This is a genomic window from Nocardioides sp. QY071, assembly GCF_029961765.1.
Classification (GTDB): Bacteria; Actinomycetota; Actinomycetes; order Propionibacteriales; family Nocardioidaceae; genus Nocardioides.
Window position 1 is genome coordinate 4,235,856 of the sequence record NZ_CP124681.1, and the last position, 13,814, is coordinate 4,249,669.

General features: G+C 72.8%; 18 protein-coding genes. 9 read left to right on the top strand and 9 right to left on the bottom strand.

Annotated elements, in window-relative coordinates; genetic code table 11:
- Position 1 precedes the first annotated feature (1 nt).
- A complete protein-coding gene (locus tag QI633_RS20340) occupies positions 2 to 895 on the top strand; it encodes an alpha/beta hydrolase fold domain-containing protein (protein WP_282426888.1) in 894 nt (297 codons plus the stop codon).
- On the opposite strand, the gene QI633_RS20345 is transcribed toward QI633_RS20340, so the two are convergent.
- A complete protein-coding gene (locus QI633_RS20345; protein ID WP_282426889.1) occupies positions 892 to 1,668 on the bottom strand; it encodes an enoyl-CoA hydratase-related protein in 777 nt (258 codons plus the stop codon). The two genes, QI633_RS20340 and QI633_RS20345, sit on opposite strands and share 4 nt — an antisense overlap.
- Positions 1,669 to 1,684: 16 nt before the next feature.
- Here QI633_RS20345 and QI633_RS20350 point away from each other — a divergent pair, with 16 nt between their 5' ends.
- Both QI633_RS20350 and QI633_RS20355 read left to right on the top strand, forming a co-directional pair.
- Positions 1,685 to 2,356 (top strand): PaaI family thioesterase, encoded by a 672-nt coding sequence (locus tag QI633_RS20350; protein WP_222117771.1) that lies wholly within the window; start codon positions 1,685 to 1,687, stop codon positions 2,354 to 2,356.
- A 142-nt stretch (positions 2,357 to 2,498) separates the two neighbouring features.
- On the top strand, positions 2,499 to 3,248 hold the full coding sequence (locus QI633_RS20355) for a hypothetical protein (RefSeq protein ID WP_282426890.1): 750 nt from the start codon (positions 2,499 to 2,501) through the stop codon (positions 3,246 to 3,248).
- Here QI633_RS20355 and QI633_RS20360 read toward each other — a convergent pair.
- A complete protein-coding gene (locus QI633_RS20360) occupies positions 3,181 to 3,564 on the bottom strand; it encodes an MmcQ/YjbR family DNA-binding protein (protein WP_141797694.1) in 384 nt (127 codons plus the stop codon). The genes QI633_RS20355 and QI633_RS20360 overlap by 68 nt on opposite strands.
- Before the next feature lie 95 nt (positions 3,565 to 3,659).
- Here QI633_RS20360 and QI633_RS20365 point away from each other — a divergent pair, with 95 nt between their 5' ends.
- Positions 3,660 to 3,866: a hypothetical protein gene (locus tag QI633_RS20365; protein ID WP_141797693.1), complete on the top strand. Its 207-nt coding sequence runs from the start codon at positions 3,660 to 3,662 to the stop codon at positions 3,864 to 3,866.
- Positions 3,863 to 4,372 carry a hypothetical protein gene (locus QI633_RS20370; RefSeq protein ID WP_282426891.1) on the top strand — a complete coding sequence of 170 codons (510 nt, stop codon included), beginning with the start codon at positions 3,863 to 3,865 and terminating at the stop codon, positions 4,370 to 4,372. The genes QI633_RS20365 and QI633_RS20370 overlap by 4 nt, the downstream gene beginning before the upstream one ends.
- A gap of 26 nt (positions 4,373 to 4,398) precedes the next feature.
- Here QI633_RS20370 and QI633_RS20375 read toward each other — a convergent pair whose 3' ends face one another.
- Both QI633_RS20375 and QI633_RS20380 read right to left on the bottom strand, forming a co-directional pair.
- A complete protein-coding gene (locus QI633_RS20375) occupies positions 4,399 to 5,391 on the bottom strand; it encodes a hypothetical protein (RefSeq protein ID WP_282426892.1) in 993 nt (330 codons plus the stop codon).
- A 141-nt stretch (positions 5,392 to 5,532) separates the two neighbouring features.
- Positions 5,533 to 6,804 carry an oxygenase MpaB family protein gene (locus QI633_RS20380; RefSeq protein WP_282426893.1) on the bottom strand — a complete coding sequence of 424 codons (1,272 nt, stop codon included), beginning with the start codon at positions 6,802 to 6,804 and terminating at the stop codon, positions 5,533 to 5,535.
- Between the two features lie 59 nt (positions 6,805 to 6,863).
- On the opposite strand from QI633_RS20380, the gene QI633_RS20385 reads away from it, so the two are divergent.
- Together QI633_RS20385 and QI633_RS20390 are read left to right on the top strand one after the other, a co-directional pair.
- Positions 6,864 to 7,814 (top strand): sensor domain-containing diguanylate cyclase, encoded by a 951-nt coding sequence (locus tag QI633_RS20385; RefSeq protein WP_282426894.1) that lies wholly within the window; start codon positions 6,864 to 6,866, stop codon positions 7,812 to 7,814.
- A 17-nt stretch (positions 7,815 to 7,831) separates the two neighbouring features.
- Entirely contained in the window at positions 7,832 to 8,425 is a 594-nt protein-coding gene (locus tag QI633_RS20390; protein ID WP_222117770.1) for a TetR/AcrR family transcriptional regulator, read from the top strand.
- 3 nt (positions 8,426 to 8,428) lie between these two features.
- Here the strand turns inward: QI633_RS20390 and QI633_RS20395 are convergent, their stop codons facing one another.
- From QI633_RS20395 to mca, 3 genes are read right to left on the bottom strand one after another with little or no spacing between them, the layout of a single operon-like run.
- A complete protein-coding gene (locus tag QI633_RS20395) occupies positions 8,429 to 9,076 on the bottom strand; it encodes a LysE family translocator (RefSeq protein WP_282426895.1) in 648 nt (215 codons plus the stop codon).
- A 4-nt stretch (positions 9,077 to 9,080) separates the two neighbouring features.
- Positions 9,081 to 9,335, bottom strand: a complete 255-nt coding sequence (locus tag QI633_RS20400; protein ID WP_141797688.1) for a hypothetical protein — start codon at positions 9,333 to 9,335, stop codon at positions 9,081 to 9,083.
- A 12-nt stretch (positions 9,336 to 9,347) separates the two neighbouring features.
- Positions 9,348 to 10,247 carry a mycothiol conjugate amidase Mca gene (gene mca, locus QI633_RS20405; protein ID WP_141797687.1) on the bottom strand — a complete coding sequence of 300 codons (900 nt, stop codon included), beginning with the start codon at positions 10,245 to 10,247 and terminating at the stop codon, positions 9,348 to 9,350.
- 41 nt (positions 10,248 to 10,288) lie between these two features.
- Here mca and QI633_RS20410 point away from each other — a divergent pair, with 41 nt between their 5' ends.
- Positions 10,289 to 10,708 carry a DUF4307 domain-containing protein gene (locus tag QI633_RS20410; protein ID WP_141797686.1) on the top strand — a complete coding sequence of 140 codons (420 nt, stop codon included), beginning with the start codon at positions 10,289 to 10,291 and terminating at the stop codon, positions 10,706 to 10,708.
- A gap of 56 nt (positions 10,709 to 10,764) precedes the next feature.
- On the top strand, positions 10,765 to 11,271 hold the full coding sequence (gene greA / locus QI633_RS20415; protein WP_141797685.1) for a transcription elongation factor GreA: 507 nt from the start codon (positions 10,765 to 10,767) through the stop codon (positions 11,269 to 11,271).
- A gap of 5 nt (positions 11,272 to 11,276) precedes the next feature.
- Here greA and QI633_RS20420 read toward each other — a convergent pair whose 3' ends face one another.
- Both QI633_RS20420 and QI633_RS20425 read right to left on the bottom strand, forming a co-directional pair.
- The gene (locus tag QI633_RS20420; protein ID WP_282426896.1) at positions 11,277 to 12,617 is read right to left on the bottom strand and encodes an AI-2E family transporter; all 1,341 of its coding nucleotides are present in this window, start codon (positions 12,615 to 12,617) and stop codon (positions 11,277 to 11,279) included.
- A gap of 9 nt (positions 12,618 to 12,626) precedes the next feature.
- Positions 12,627 to 13,808 (bottom strand): cystathionine gamma-synthase, encoded by a 1,182-nt coding sequence (locus QI633_RS20425; RefSeq protein WP_141797683.1) that lies wholly within the window; start codon positions 13,806 to 13,808, stop codon positions 12,627 to 12,629.
- Positions 13,809 to 13,814: the final 6 nt, after the last annotated feature.

Here is a 13,814-nt window from a genome sequence, read left to right on the forward strand (position 1 = left end):
CATGCAGGTCCCGCTCCGAGCCGCCCGGCTGCTCACCCGCCACGTCGTCCGTCCGGTCCTCGGCACCCGCCTGGCCCCCGCGCGGCAGCGGCAGGTGATCGACACCCTGATGAGGTTCCCGCTCCTGCCCACAGGTACGACGACCGTGCGCACCACCCTCGGCGGCGTCCCGGCCGACCGGATCGAGACCGCGGCGAGCAACCCCGACCACGCGCTGCTCTACCTGCACGGCGGCGCGTACGTCGTCGGCTCCCCGACCACCCACCGCGCCGCGGCCGCCCACCTGGCCGACGCCACCGGTGCGGTCGCGCACGTCCTCGACTACCGGCTCGCGCCCGAGCACCCCTACCCGGCGGCCGTCGACGACGCCCTCGCCGCCTACTGCGCCCTGCTCGAGCGCGGCCTGCCGTCGGAGCGGGTCGTGGTCGCCGGCGACTCGGCCGGCGGCGGGCTCGCGCTGGCCCTCGCGCTGCGGGCGCGCTCGGTCGGCGTACCCCTCCCGGCGGCGCTCGGCCTCATCTCACCGTGGGTCGACGCCCGCCTCGACGGCCTCGCCGAGCACATCGACGACCCGCTGCTCACCCGCGACTGGCTGGAGCTCGGCGCGAGGTCGTACGCCGGCCGCCACCGTGAGCACCCCGAGGTCTCGCCCCTCCTCGCGGATCCCGCCGACCTGGCGGCCCTGCCGGCCCTGTTCGTACAGGCCGCGAGCGACGAGCTGTTCGTGGACGACGTCGAGCGGTTCGTGGCGGCCGCGAGGGCGGCGGGCGCCGAGGTCACCTACCACCGGCTCGAGGGGCACTGGCACGTCACGCACCTGTACGCCGGCATGGTCCGCGAGGCGACCGAGGTCGTCCGCGAGCTGGGCGGCTGGCTGCGGAGCGCGCTTCCCTAACGCCCGGTCCAGCGCGGCTCTCGCCGCTCGAAGAAGGCGCCGATCCCCTCGGCGACGTCCGCGGACGCCAGCAGCCGGGCGTGCGCGGCGTGGCTCGCCTCCCAGCTGGCCGTCTCATCGCCGTTGATCTCGTCGTGCGCCAGCGCCAGGGCGGCGCGGACGGCGAGCGGGGCGTTGCCGCTGATGGTGGCGGCGAGGCCGAGGGCGACGTCGAGCGTCGTACCGGGCTCGACCAGGCGGTTGACGAACCCGTGCCGCTCCGCGCGCTCGGCACCGATCGGCTCGCCGGTCAGCAGCATCTCCCGGGCGACATTGGCCGGCAGCACGCGGGGAGCGCGGAAGACGCCGCCGAAGTCGGGCATCAGGCCGCGCTTGACCTCGGGGAAGCCGAAGCTCGCCGTACGCGAGGCGACGACCAGGTCGCAGCACAGGACCAGCTCGAGGCCGCCGCCGAGCGCGTACCCCTCGACCGCGGCCACCAGCGGCTTGGGACGCGTGCGCGACATGATCCCGGCGATGCCGCCGCGCTCGGTCGGCTCGCCGGGTCCCTCGGCGAGGTCGGCGCCGGCCGAGAACACCGACGGACCGCCGGTGAGTACGCCGCACCACAGGTCGTCGTCGTCCTCGAGCAGGTTCAGCGCCTCGTCGAGCCCGCGGGTCACCGCGCCGTTGATGGCGTTGCGCTTGGCCGGCCGGTCGAGCCCGATCACCAGGGTGCGCTCGACGCGGATGGTCTGGACGGCGGGGGCGGCATCGGGAGCGCGGTCACTCATGCACGACAATCTAGGGATGACCATGGAGATGTTCATCCACGACGAGATCCCGACCGACGAGGTCGACCGTCGCGAGAAGGCCGTCTCCGGTCTCGCCGACGCGGTGCGCGACCTGGTCGACGCGACCATCCGCAGCACCGTCGCCGACGACGAGCTGGCCGCGGTGCAGGCCGAGGTCGCGGCCCTCGCCGCCCGCCTGCGCCGCCAGCAGCTGCCCGGCTCCGCGGGGGTCCGCTACAACTCCGCGGGCCGCAGCTGGAACTGGGGCAACGCCGTCGTCGGGCGCGGCAACGCGGTCGCACCGCCGGTCGACATCGTCCACGACGGCTTCGGCAACGCTCACGCCGAGATGACCCTGGGGGCGGCGTACGAGGGGCCTCCGGGGATGGTGCACGGCGGCATGTCCGCGCTGATGCTCGACCAGATCATGGGCGAGACGGCGAGCGGGTTCCGGCGGCTCACGATGACCGGCACGCTGACCCTGCGCTACCGGCGCCCGCTGCCGCTCGGCCCGGTCCGGATGGAGGCCCGGATCGCCCACGAGGAGGGCCGCAAGATCACCGTCGAGGCACAGATCGCCGTACCCGGCCAGGACGCCGCGGTCGAGGCCACCGGCCTGTTCCTCATCCCGAGCTGGGCGCCGATCGACGAGACCGAGGAGGGCTGGTCCCGCTCGGCCGAGGGCTGAACAGCTCGCCGATCAGCCGAAAGCACGAGCCGAGGACCGTTCCTTCGGCCGGTCGAGTGCGGGCCACGAGGCTGATCCGCCCGTCCTCGGCGTCACCGATGGTGGAGTCGCAGATGATCCGACCGCGACGAAGGAGCGACCGATGACGAGGCCCACCCCGCACGGAGGACCCCGAGAGCGGGTCGTCGCCGCGACGGCGATCGCGTTGGCAGCGTCGTTGGTGGTCCAGAACGTCGTGCTGGTCTGGGTCGGGGCACCGGGCTACGGGGACCCGATCGAGGACGTGCTCGCCTTCCACGCGGAGCACCGGGGCACGGTCGCGTTCGCGGTCGGCCTGGAGGCGCTGAACCTGCCACTGTTGCTGGGATTCGTGACCGGGCTCCACGGGCTCGTCCAGCGCCGCGGGGGTGCGGGCGCGGACTGGTCGCGCCTCGCCGTGGCCGCCGGCGCGACCCTCTCGGCGGTCCTCGCGCTCTACGCCGTCCTGTGGAACGGCGTCGTGCTCTCCGCCGGCGGGCTCGGCGAGCCGAGCCCGCTGTTCGAGCTCGCCTGGCAGCTCCATGCTGCGGCGTTCGCGCTGGCACTTCCGGCGCTCGGCAGCACCCTCGTCGGCGCCGCGCTGGCGGCGCACGCGAGCGGGCTGACGCCGCCGTGGCAGCGCCTGCTCGGCATCGCCGGCGGGGGCCTGTTGCTCGTCGCCGGGTCGGCCAGCCTCGCCATCGCGGACGGCTCGCCCCTCCTGTTCGTGGGGATGCCCGGCTATCTCGCCTGGATCGTGTGGCTGCTGGCGACCGGCCTGCGGCTGGCGCGCACGCGCGAGACCACTAGGCCCCGGGCCGGTCGACCTGGTCGACCAGGCGCTGGGGCGCCTGCAGGCAGAACGAGTCGGTGAGCAGCTCGCCGAGCTCGACCCAGTCGGTGTCGTCGTCGACGAGCAGGCCGACGACGTTGCCGCCCCAGTCCGCCTTGAAGTACGGCGCCCCGAGGTGCTGGAACGCCATCACCTCCTCCGGCTCGGCGCGGAACATGACCCGGAACAGCTGGTCCTCCCCGCCGAACACGTGCGCGACCGTCGCCGTGGTCCCCTCGACGCGCCAGCGCACGCCCACCCAGGCGTCCTCCTCGCGGCACTGCGGCAGCCGCGCGAAGATCGCACGGAGCCGGGCGACGTAGGCACCGGGGACGTCGGGACGGGTCGGGCGAGCCACGACAGGAATCTCCCACACGGCGCCGACACCCGGCACCCCACCACGGACGTCAACGCAAGGTTGACATTCCACCGACGTCAAGACATCGTTGACACATGCCCGACAAGTCTCTCGTCCGGATCGTGCTCGGCATCGCGCTGACCATGGCCGCCCTCCCCCTCGACGGGCTGCCGCGCGGGTTCTGCCAGGGGGCCGGCGTCGCGCTCATCCTCCTCGGCGTCCTCACGCTCTCCGCGCGCCTGCGCAAGCGGAAGGGCGACGACGGCATGTGGCTGCCCAGCCGCGACGAGGACCAGCGGTGAGCGACCTCGCCGAGGCGATCGGCCGCGCGATCCTGAACGGCGCCGACGCTCAGGACCAGCTCGCCCTGGTCCGTCGTACGGCGGACGCGGACCTGGTCACCGCCGACCTCCTCCAGCAGGCGGTCAACGCCGCCCGCGCGGGCGGGCACAGCTGGTCGGCCATCGGCGGCACCCTCGGCCTGACCCGGCAGGCCGCGCAGCAGCGCTTCGGCCGCGAGCCCGCCACCCCCGGCGCCGAGGACCCCGAGGAGCGCTGGCTCGGCCCGGTCACCGCGTTCGACGAGATGCAGGAGCTCGAGCTCGCCGGCCGCCTCGGCTGGCGCACCACCGGTGCCGGCCTGCTGCGGCACCACATGGTCCGCACCGCGACGCAGTGGGAGCACAAGCGGGTCGTGTGGACCGGCGGCCTGGGGCGCTACGAGAAGGACGGCTGGCAGGTCGGCTGCCGCGCCTTCCCCTGGGTCTACCTGGTCCGCGACACCGGCGAGCCGGCCGCCAACGGCTGACCGACCGCCCCGTCCGCTCTGGCGCACTACGAGCGGCGGACGACGACCTTGGTCTTCTTCACCCTGGATCCGGAGAAGTAGGTCGACCCCAGGTAGGTGACCCGCAGACGGTAGATGCCCGCCTTCAAGCGGGGCAGGGTCACCAGCACCTTTCCGCCGATCAGCGCCTTCTGGGTCTTGAACCGGCCGATCCTGATCCGGACGTAGCCGTCGGGGACCCCCGCGGCGGCCCGCACCTCCGCCTTCAGGCTGACCTTCTCGTCGGCACCGAACCTCTTCGGCACCTTGACCTTCGTGGTCGTGGCACCGGGCACGATCCGGTCGACCACGATGGAGTTCGTGAGGAGAGGAACGACCTGTCCGCCCAACGAGGACAACAACAGGATCTGACCCTGCGAGGGGATCAGGCGCGCCGCCACGGATTGACCCCCGTCCGCGGGTCCGGTCGTGTAGGACGACGCGGTCGCTCCCTGGATGTCCGCGCCGCCCCGTGTCCACTGGTAGGTCGCGAGACCGCTCCCGAAGGGCGAGTAGGCAAGAGCCGCCTGCAGGGCCGCGAACCCTTCTGACGGCTGGACTGAGAGCGTCGCCCCGTTGTTCGCGGCGCCGACGACGGTCGGGACCTCGACGTGCAGGGTGTAGGTCGTGGTCGCACTCGCGCTGACGGTCGTCGCCGCCTCGTAGGTCACCGGCGGGGTCAGCAGCGAGCACGGCGACATCCCCCGGCAGTCGAGACCGGCCCAGGGGGCGACGTGCTGGAACGCGAAGTCACCCGCCGGGACGGACAGTGTGTGAGAGCTCGTGGCGGCGAACCCGCTGCCGCCCGGGCCGTCGTAGTACTGAGCGCCGTCGACGCCGCGGACCATCAGGACCCCGACGGTGGGCCGGCCGTACTGGTCGACGACGTTGACGACGAGCGTGCCCTCGCCGGCAGCCGTAGCGGGCGCCGCTCCGAGCAGGGCCGAGACGACGAGGACGGCGAGGCCGGCGGCCGCCGTCCGCAGGGAGCGGAGTTTCATGGAGACGTCCTGAGGGTTGGAGGGAGCATCGCGGCGGACCGCGACCGATGTCACCCCCAGACCGCTCAGCCTCGCCTGTCACCGCCGGTCGCGCAAGCGAATCCGGACGTCGAGGATGACGACGAGGCGACCCGGCCGACGTCACGCCCTGAGCTCGCCGACGTCCTCCGCATCCCCCTGGAAGTAGCTGTCGAGCAGCCACTGCGCCCGCCGCCCACCCCACCGGGCAAGGCGGTCCGGGCCGCCGGGCAGCCGCTTGAGCACCCGGTAGCGCGCGGTGTTGAGCGCGACGAGGTACGCGTGCGCCCACGGCGGCCGCATCGGCAGGCCGAGCTCGCGCATGCTCTCGGGACCGAGGAAGACGGTCAGCATCGAGAGCAGGCGCTCTCGTTCGTAGCGGGCACGCGCTCCCTGCAGCACCGCCGGCCACCCGGGATAGCGACGCAGCGCCTGCGCCTCGACCACGGCCTGCGCGAGCTGCGGCCCGGCCTCGGTGAGCGGCCCCTGGGCGAGCAGCACGTGGTAGTCGATCCGGTGCCGCTCCCACTCGTCGTCGACGAGGAAGTCGGGGTGCACGCCCATCAGCCAGCCGACGTACTTCCACAGGTGCATCAGCGCCCGGGACTCCGACGACGAGATCGGTACGCCGAGCGCCCGGGACCCGATGATCAGCACCCCGTCGAACAGCCCGAGGGTCGAGGCCTGGTCGGCCTGGTTGATCGGGAGCCCCCACTGCGCGGTGTCCCAGCTGTCCTCGAAGGCGTGGTTGACGAGGGCGTGCATCAGCCGGACGTGGACGGTCAGCCGCCAGCCCTCGCCGGGCGCCTGCCCGTCGCGCGGTGCCACGAGCGAGCCGGGGTCGGTGAGGCTGGCGCCCCACTTCTGGGTCTCGGCGAGCCGGCGCAGGGTCTGCTCGCCGGTCAGCCCGCCGGTGGCGACGAGGAGGTCGGTGGGGCCGCCGAACCGGTAGCCACCGACGAGGGAGAGCTGGAGCAGCACGTCCTGGGCGTTCTGCCCGAGCCGCCGGAAGACCCGGGCGCCCTCCTCGACGAGGTCGCGGTCGAGCCACTCCGGGTCGCGCTCGAGCTCGGAGAGGAAGTCGACGAGCGCCGGCGGCGCATCGGGTACGGCGGCCAGGCCGCCCTCGAGCGCCCGGCGGAACTGGTCCATCCGCACCCGTCCGGGAGCGTCCCCTCGCAACCGGATCGCGTCCGCGAGGGCCGCGCCGAGCTCGTCGCGCTCGAACATGGCCCGGCCGATCCGGTCGAGCAGCGCCTCGTCCACCCCGCGCACCCGCCCGACCACCTTGAGCGGGCGGCCCAGGCGCCGGTTGCGCTCGCCGCCGGCGCGGAAGCGGGACGGGAAGGGCTGTGGGAGGGAGTCCTCGGCCGCCGGGGCCACGTCGGTGCTCATGCCTCCATCCTGACGCGAGTGTTTGCTCGCATTCAACTCGCGAATGGAAGGATGACGCCATGGAGCCCGCCCAGCTGGACCGCCTGCTGCTCGCCGTACAGCAGCTGTCGATGGCCCCCGACCTGCCGGGGGTCCAGCAGGTCGTGCGGACCGCCGCCCGTGAGCTCGCCGACTGCGACGGCGCGACCTTCGTGCTGCGCGACGGCGGGCAGTGCTTCTATGCCGACGAGGACGCGATCGCCCCGCTGTGGAAGGGCCACCGGTTCCCGCTGGAGGCCTGCATCAGCGGCTGGGCCATGCTCAACAAGCAGCACGTCGTGATCCCCGACATCTACCTCGACGACCGGATCCCGCACGAGGCCTACCGGCCGACGTTCGTCCGGAGCCTGGTGATGATGCCGGTGCGCTCCCTGGACCCGATCGCCGCGATCGGCGCCTACTGGGCCGAGGACCGCACCGCCACCGACACCGAGATCACGCTGCTCCAGGGCCTGGCCAACGCCACGTCCGTCGCCCTCGACAAGCTCGCGGTCCACGACCAGCTCGCCTCCGCCGTCGCCCTGCGCGAGGCCACCCACCACCTCGCCTCCACCGACGAGCTCACCGGGCTGTGGAACCGGCGCGGCTTCTTCGAGCAGTCCCGGGTCCGCTGGACACCCGGCACCGAGGCCGCCGTGGGCTTCGTCGACCTCGACGGCCTCAAGGTCGTCAACGACTCCGACGGCCACAGCGCTGGCGACGCGCTCATCCGCCGCCTCGCCAACACCCTGTCCACCGCCCTGCGCGAGACCGACGTCGTGGCCCGGCTCGGCGGCGACGAGTTCGCCGTCCTCGCCCCCGGCCTCTCCCCCGACGACCTGCACGCCCGGCTCGCCGCCGCGGTCGGTCGCCGCGCCAGCGTCGGCACAGCCGCGGTCACCGACATCGGGCTGCTGCCGGACGCGCTGCTGGAGGCCGACGCCCAGATGTACGCCGCCAAGCGCCGCCTGCTCACCAGCCGCAGCGCCTGACGCCCTACGCTCGTCCCGTGCGCAAGGCCCCCCAGCAGGCCCGGTCCCGGGAGATGGTCGAGCGGATCGTCGCTGCCGGACGGACGGTCCTCGTCGAGCGCGGGTACGACGCCTTCAGCACCAACCGGGTCGCGACCGTCGCGGGCGTGAGCCCCGGGTCGCTCTACCAGTACTTCCCGGACAAGGCCGCGATCCTGCAGGTCGTCATCGACCGCTACTGGGAGGAGGTCGCCGACCGCGTCGCCGCCTCGCTGGCCGACCGGATCGGCGAGTTCGGGCCGGCGATGGTCCGCGACACCGCGGACGCGCTGCTGACCGCGCTGGAGGCCGACCGGGAGCTGCTGCGCGTGGTGGCCGAGGAGCTGCCCGTGCAACGCAACAGGGAGCGCCGGGCCGCGCTGGAGCGCCGCGTGCGCGAGCTCGTCACGACGTACCTCGCCGCCCGGCCGGGCACCACCACCCGGCCGAACCCCGCGGTCACCGCCTGGGTCGTGGTGCTCGCGATCGAGAACCTCGCCATGCGCTGGGTGCTGGACCAGCCGGACGCGGTCACCCGCGAGCAGCTGCTCGACGAGGTGCTGGCACTGGTGGGCGGCTACCTGATGGCGTGAGCGCTACCTGTCGCCGTGACCGGTGAGCGCCATGCCCACGCCGAGCCCGATCATCGACGTACCGCCGATCGCACCCAGCGCGCGGCCGCGCCTCTCCGACGCGACGAACCAGTCGCGGGCCCGGCCGGCGGCCACGGCCCAGGCCGAGTCGCAGAGCAGGCCGATCGCGACCGCGAAGCAGCCGAGGAGCAGCATCTGCGCCGGCACCGACGCCCCCTCGCCCGACCTGTCGACGAACGGCGGCAGCAGCGCAGCGAACATCATGAAGGTCTTGGGGTTGCTGACGCCGACCATGACGCCCTGGCGCAGCGCTCGGCCCGGCGACACCGGCGCCCGCTCCTCGTCCGCGCCCATCCGCATCTCGCGGCGATGGCCCAGGGCCTGGACGCCCAGCCAGACCAGGAAGGCCGCGCCGGCCAGCTTGATCCCGGTGAAGACCAGCTGGGACTCGGCCACCACCGCGCCCAGCCCCAGGCACACCAGCACCATGACGACCAGCACCCCGACCGTGTTGCCGAGGACGCTCGCCAGGGCGACCCGCTGGCCGTAGGAAACGGCCCGGCCGACCACGAACACCACGCTCGGACCGGGGATGACGATCAGGATCAGCGCAGCGAGGCCGAAGCCGAGGAGCTGGTCCAGGCCGATCACCGGTTCACTCCCTCGGGGACTCCGGGCCGGCGTCGTCGGAGTCGTCGACGACCGGCTCGTCGCCGTAGACGCCGGCGTCCTTGGCGCGGGCCGCGGTCCGCAGGCTCCGGGTCAGCGCGAAGCCGATCACCACGACGGCGGCGATCAGCAGCAGGAAGATCCAGAACGCCGTCCAGCCGGCCACGATGTTGGTGTCCTGGTCGACCGGCTTGTCCTTGGCGGCCACGGCGGAGACGACGGTGGCGACGACGGCATGCATGGGATCAGTGTCTCAGGCATCCCCAGTGACGCCTGCGAAGAGGTCGTCCTCCGGCGTCGGCGACGCGACGTGGCTCACCACGAGCTCGAAGTCCTCGGTCGGCCAGACGTCCTGCTGCAGCTCGCGCGGGATCGCGAACCAGAAGCCGTCGGGGTCGATCTGCGTGGCGTGGGCGAGCAGCGCCTGGTCGCGCACGCCGAAGTAGTCGGCGCACGGCACCCGGGTGGTGATCCGGGCGTCCCACTCGGGCTCGGGCTTCCACTCCTTGAGGCGCTCCTCCCACGGTGACTCCAGCCCGTGGGCGAGCATCGCGTCGTGCAGCGCCTGCATCCGCGGGCGGTTGAAGGAGTGGTGGTAGTAGAGCTTCGACGGCTGCCACGGCTCCCCCGCGTCGGGGAACCGCTCGGGGTCGCCGGCCGCCTCGAAGGCCGCGACGCTCACCTCGTGGCAGCGGATGTGGTCGGGGTGCGGGTAGCCGCCGCGCTCGTCGTACGTCGTCACGACGTGGGGCCGGAACTCCCGGATCTGCCGGACCAGCCGCTCGGCCGCCTCCTCGAGCGGCACCAGGCCGAAGCAGCCCTCGGGCAGCGGCGGCTTCGGGTCGCCGTCGGGCCACCCCGAGTCGACGAATCCCAGCCAGGACTGGGAGATCCCGAGGATGTCGCGGGCCCGCTCCATCTCCTGGCGGCGCACCTCGGTGATGTTCTCGAGGATCTCGGGGCGGTCCATCTTCGGGTTGAGGATCGAACCGCGCTCGCCGCCCGTGCAGGTGACGACCCGGACGTCGGCGCCCTGGGCGGCGTACATCGCCGTCGACGCGGCGCCCTTGCTCGACTCGTCGTCGGGGTGGGCGTGGACGTGCATCAACCGCAGCCCGGAGCGGTCGGTGGCAGGCGCGTGCGAGGAGGGCATGCGCACCATCGTAGGGATTCCCCTCATGGGACCATGGATCGGTGAGCACCTCTCCCGACGATCCCGGCACCCTGGCCCAGCGCTACGGCGCTCCGTCCCGCGGTCGTCGCACGGCGGTCGTGGTGGGTGCCGGCGCGGTCGTGGTCGTCTTCCTCGGCTGGCTGCTGTGGGCGATGCTCTTCCACGCCAACCCGGCGGTCTCCTCCGAGGAGATCGGGCACGAGGTGGTCGACGACCACACCGCGACGATCCGGGTCCGGGTGACGTACGGCGACGGCCCGGTCGACGCGACCTGCGTGGCGCGCGCGATCTCCCACGACAAGGCGGTGGTCGGCGAGCAGAGCTTCACGCCCGGCCGCGACGACGAAGCCGTGCAGGAGGTGACCGTGCGCACCGAGCGCCGGGCCACCACGGTCGAGTGGATCGGCTGCAAGACCTCGGGACAGACCCGCTACCGGTAGACTCGATCGTTCATGTACCCGGACGGGTACGCGAACGAGCATGTGCAGGAGCACCCATGACGCAGACCGACCAGAGCGGCCAGAACACGATCTGGCTGACCCAGGACGCCTACGACAAGCTGCAGGCCGAGCTGGAGCACCTCCAAGGGCCCCGCCGCGCCGAGATCGTTGCCGAGATCAGTGCTGCGCGCGACGAGGGTGACCTGAAGGAGAACGGCGGCTACCACGCCGCCCGCGAGGAGCAGGGCAAGAACGAGGCCCGCATCATCCAGCTCAAGGACATGCTCCGTCGCGCCGAGGTCGGCGAGACCCCTCCCGACGACGGCGTCGTCGAGCCGGGCATGGTCGTGACCTACAAGTTCGAGGGCGATGACGACGACGAGGCGGAGTCCTTCCTCCTCGGCGCGCGCGAGATCGACCCCGAGGGCCTGACGGTCTACTCGCCGCAGTCGCCGCTGGGCCAGGCCATCAACGGCCGCAGCAAGGGCGACACGGTGTCCTACGAGGTCAACGGCAAGACCCAGACCGTGGTCATCCTCGACGCACGGCCCTTCACCGGTTGATGGGCCTACGCAGGCTGACCTGCTGACTCCTCCGGACCGCCGGTCTCCTCCTCGGAGGCCGGCGGTTCGGCCATTTCGGCCATTTCGGCCAGGTGCAGGACCACCGCGTTCGCGGCCGCGGCCAGCGGTACGGCGACCAGCGCGCCCGCGATGCCGGCGACCAGAACGCCGCAGGCGATCGCGAGGATCACGCCGAGCGGGTGCAGCGAGACCCAGCGCCCGAGCAGGAACGGCTGCAGGACGTGGCCCTCGAGCTGCTGCACGCCGATCACGACGGCGAGCATGAGCAGCGCGGTGACCGGGCCCTGGTCGACGAGCGCGACCAGGATCGCGACGCTGCCGGCGATGGTGGCACCGATCATCGGCACGAAGGCGCCGAGGAAGACCAGCACGCCGATCGCCAGCACGAACGGCACCTTGAGGATCGCGGCACCGATCGCGATGCCGACAGCGTCGACGAGCGCGACCACGACGGTGGCGCGGACGAACTGCACCAGCGACAGCCAGGCCACCCGGCCCGAGCTGTCGACCCGCTCGCGGGCGGCGCGCGGCGCGATCCGGACCACCCACGACCAGATCCGGTCGCCGTCGGCGAGGAAGAAGTAGGTCGCGAACAGCGCGATGAAGAAGCCCGCCACGACGTGGCCGAGCGCCGCACCGACCTCGGTGACCTGGGTGATGACCCCGCCGTCCTTGGACCGCTCGGTGATCAGGTCCTGCGCACTCTTGATGTAGTCGTTGATCTGCGAGTCGCTGGCGTGCAGGGGGCCGTCGCGCAGCCAGTCGCGGATCTCCTGCAGGCCCTGCACGGTGGAGTCCGCGAGGTCGTTGGCACCCGCGGCCACCTGCTGTCCGGCGAAGGTCAGCAGCATGCCGACCACGGCGAACCCGGTGATCACCACGAGCAATGCGGACAGGCCGCGCGGCAGCCCGGCCCGGTTCACCCCTTGCGCGAACGGCGCCGCCAGCGCGCTGATCAGCAGCGCCACCGCGAGCGGCACGGTGACCACCGCGAAGTAGCCGACCAGCCACAGCAGCAGGTAGCCCGCGCCCGCGATCAGCAGCAGCCGCCAGGCCCAGCCGGCCGCAAGGTCCAGGCCGTAGGGCACCTCGGCTCGGCGCAGGTTGGACGGACCGGTGCTGAACGACGGCGGTTCGTGCCGCCGCTCGTCCCGCTCCTCGCGCAGCAGCGCCCACTGGTGGGCGAAGCGACGGAACAGCCGCTCCTCCCGCTCGCCCTCGTCGGGGCCCAGGGGCGGCTCGTCCTCCTCCGCCTCCTCGACCGCGTTCTCCTCCGCCTCCGCGGTCGTCGGGTCCTCGGGCTCGGTCGCGCCGTCGCTGGTCACCCGGTCAGGCTAGACGGTGGTCTCCAGTGCGCGGGCCAGGTCGGCGAGCTGGTCCTCGGACGTCTCGATGCCGACGCTGAGCCGGACCAGGTCGGCCGGCACCTCGAGGTCGGTGCCCGCGACGCTGGCGTGCGTCATCCGGCCCGGGTGCTCGATCAGCGACTCGACGCCTCCCAGCGACTCCCCCAGGGTGAAGACCTTGGTGGCCGCGCAGATCGCGAGCGCCTGTTCCTCGCCGCCCTTGACGCGGAAGGAGACCATGCCGCCGTACCGCCTCATCTGCCGGCTCGCGACGGCGTGGCCCGGGTGGTCGGCGAGCCCGGGGTAGATCACCTGGCTGACGGCCGGGTGCCTGCTCAGGAAGTCGGCGACCTTCTCGGCGTTGTCGCTGTGGCGCTCCATGCGCAGCGCGAGGGTCTTGAGGCCGCGCAGCACCAGCCACGAGTCGAACGGGCCGGCGACGCCGCCGATGGAGTTCTGGTGGAACCCGATGCGCTCGGCCAGCGCGTCGTCGTCGACCACGAGGGCACCGCCGACGACGTCGGAGTGGCCGCCGGCGTACTTCGTCGTCGAGTGCACGACCACGTCGGCGCCGAGGGCCAGCGGCTGCTGGAGGTACGACGACGCGAAGGTGTTGTCGACGACGAGCAGCGCCCCGGCGTCGTGGGCCACCGCGGCCAGTGCCTCGATGTCGCCGATCGACAGCAGCGGGTTGGTCGGCGTCTCCACCCAGACCATCCGGGTCACGCCCGGCCTGATCGCCGCCCGCACGGCGTCGACGTCGGTCACCGGCGCCGGGCTGTGCTCGACACCCCAGACCGTGGCGACCTTGTCGAAGAGACGGAAGGTGCCGCCGTACGCGTCGTTGGGGAGCACCACGTGGTCGCCCGGCTTGCACAGCGCCCGGATCAGGGTGTCCTCGGCCGCGAGCCCGGAGGCGAAGGCGTACCCGTGTGCGCCGCCCTCGAGCGCCGCCAGGGTCGACTCCAGCGCGGTGCGCGTGGGGTTGGCCGAGCGGCTGTACTCGTAGCCGCTCCGCAGCCCGCCCACACCGTCCTGGGCGTAGGTCGAGGTCGCGTAGATGGGCGGGATCACCGCGCCGGTCGTCGGGTCGGGTGCGTAGCCGGCGTGGATGGCCCGGGTCTCGAAGCCGGCGCCGTCGAGGTGCTCGTCGATGTGGTTGTCGCTCACCGTTCG

What these genes read in the sequence shown, in the direction of transcription:
- QI633_RS20340 (WP_282426888.1), top strand. Translation starts at nt 2, where the DNA reads ATGCAGGTCCCGCTCCGAGCCGCCCGGCTGCTCACCCGCCACGTCGTC.
- QI633_RS20345 (WP_282426889.1), bottom strand. Translation starts at nt 1,668, where the DNA reads ATGAGTGACCGCGCTCCCGATGCCGCCCCCGCCGTCCAGACCATCCGC.
- QI633_RS20350 (WP_222117771.1), top strand. Translation starts at nt 1,685, where the DNA reads ATGACCATGGAGATGTTCATCCACGACGAGATCCCGACCGACGAGGTC.
- QI633_RS20355 (WP_282426890.1), top strand. Translation starts at nt 2,499, where the DNA reads ATGACGAGGCCCACCCCGCACGGAGGACCCCGAGAGCGGGTCGTCGCC.
- QI633_RS20365 (WP_141797693.1), top strand. Translation starts at nt 3,660, where the DNA reads ATGCCCGACAAGTCTCTCGTCCGGATCGTGCTCGGCATCGCGCTGACC.
- QI633_RS20375 (WP_282426892.1), bottom strand. Translation starts at nt 5,391, where the DNA reads ATGAAACTCCGCTCCCTGCGGACGGCGGCCGCCGGCCTCGCCGTCCTC.
- QI633_RS20380 (WP_282426893.1), bottom strand. Translation starts at nt 6,804, where the DNA reads ATGAGCACCGACGTGGCCCCGGCGGCCGAGGACTCCCTCCCACAGCCC.
- QI633_RS20385 (WP_282426894.1), top strand. Translation starts at nt 6,864, where the DNA reads ATGGAGCCCGCCCAGCTGGACCGCCTGCTGCTCGCCGTACAGCAGCTG.
- QI633_RS20400 (WP_141797688.1), bottom strand. Translation starts at nt 9,335, where the DNA reads ATGCATGCCGTCGTCGCCACCGTCGTCTCCGCCGTGGCCGCCAAGGAC.
- mca (WP_141797687.1), bottom strand. Translation starts at nt 10,247, where the DNA reads ATGCCCTCCTCGCACGCGCCTGCCACCGACCGCTCCGGGCTGCGGTTG.
- greA (WP_141797685.1), top strand. Translation starts at nt 10,765, where the DNA reads ATGACGCAGACCGACCAGAGCGGCCAGAACACGATCTGGCTGACCCAG.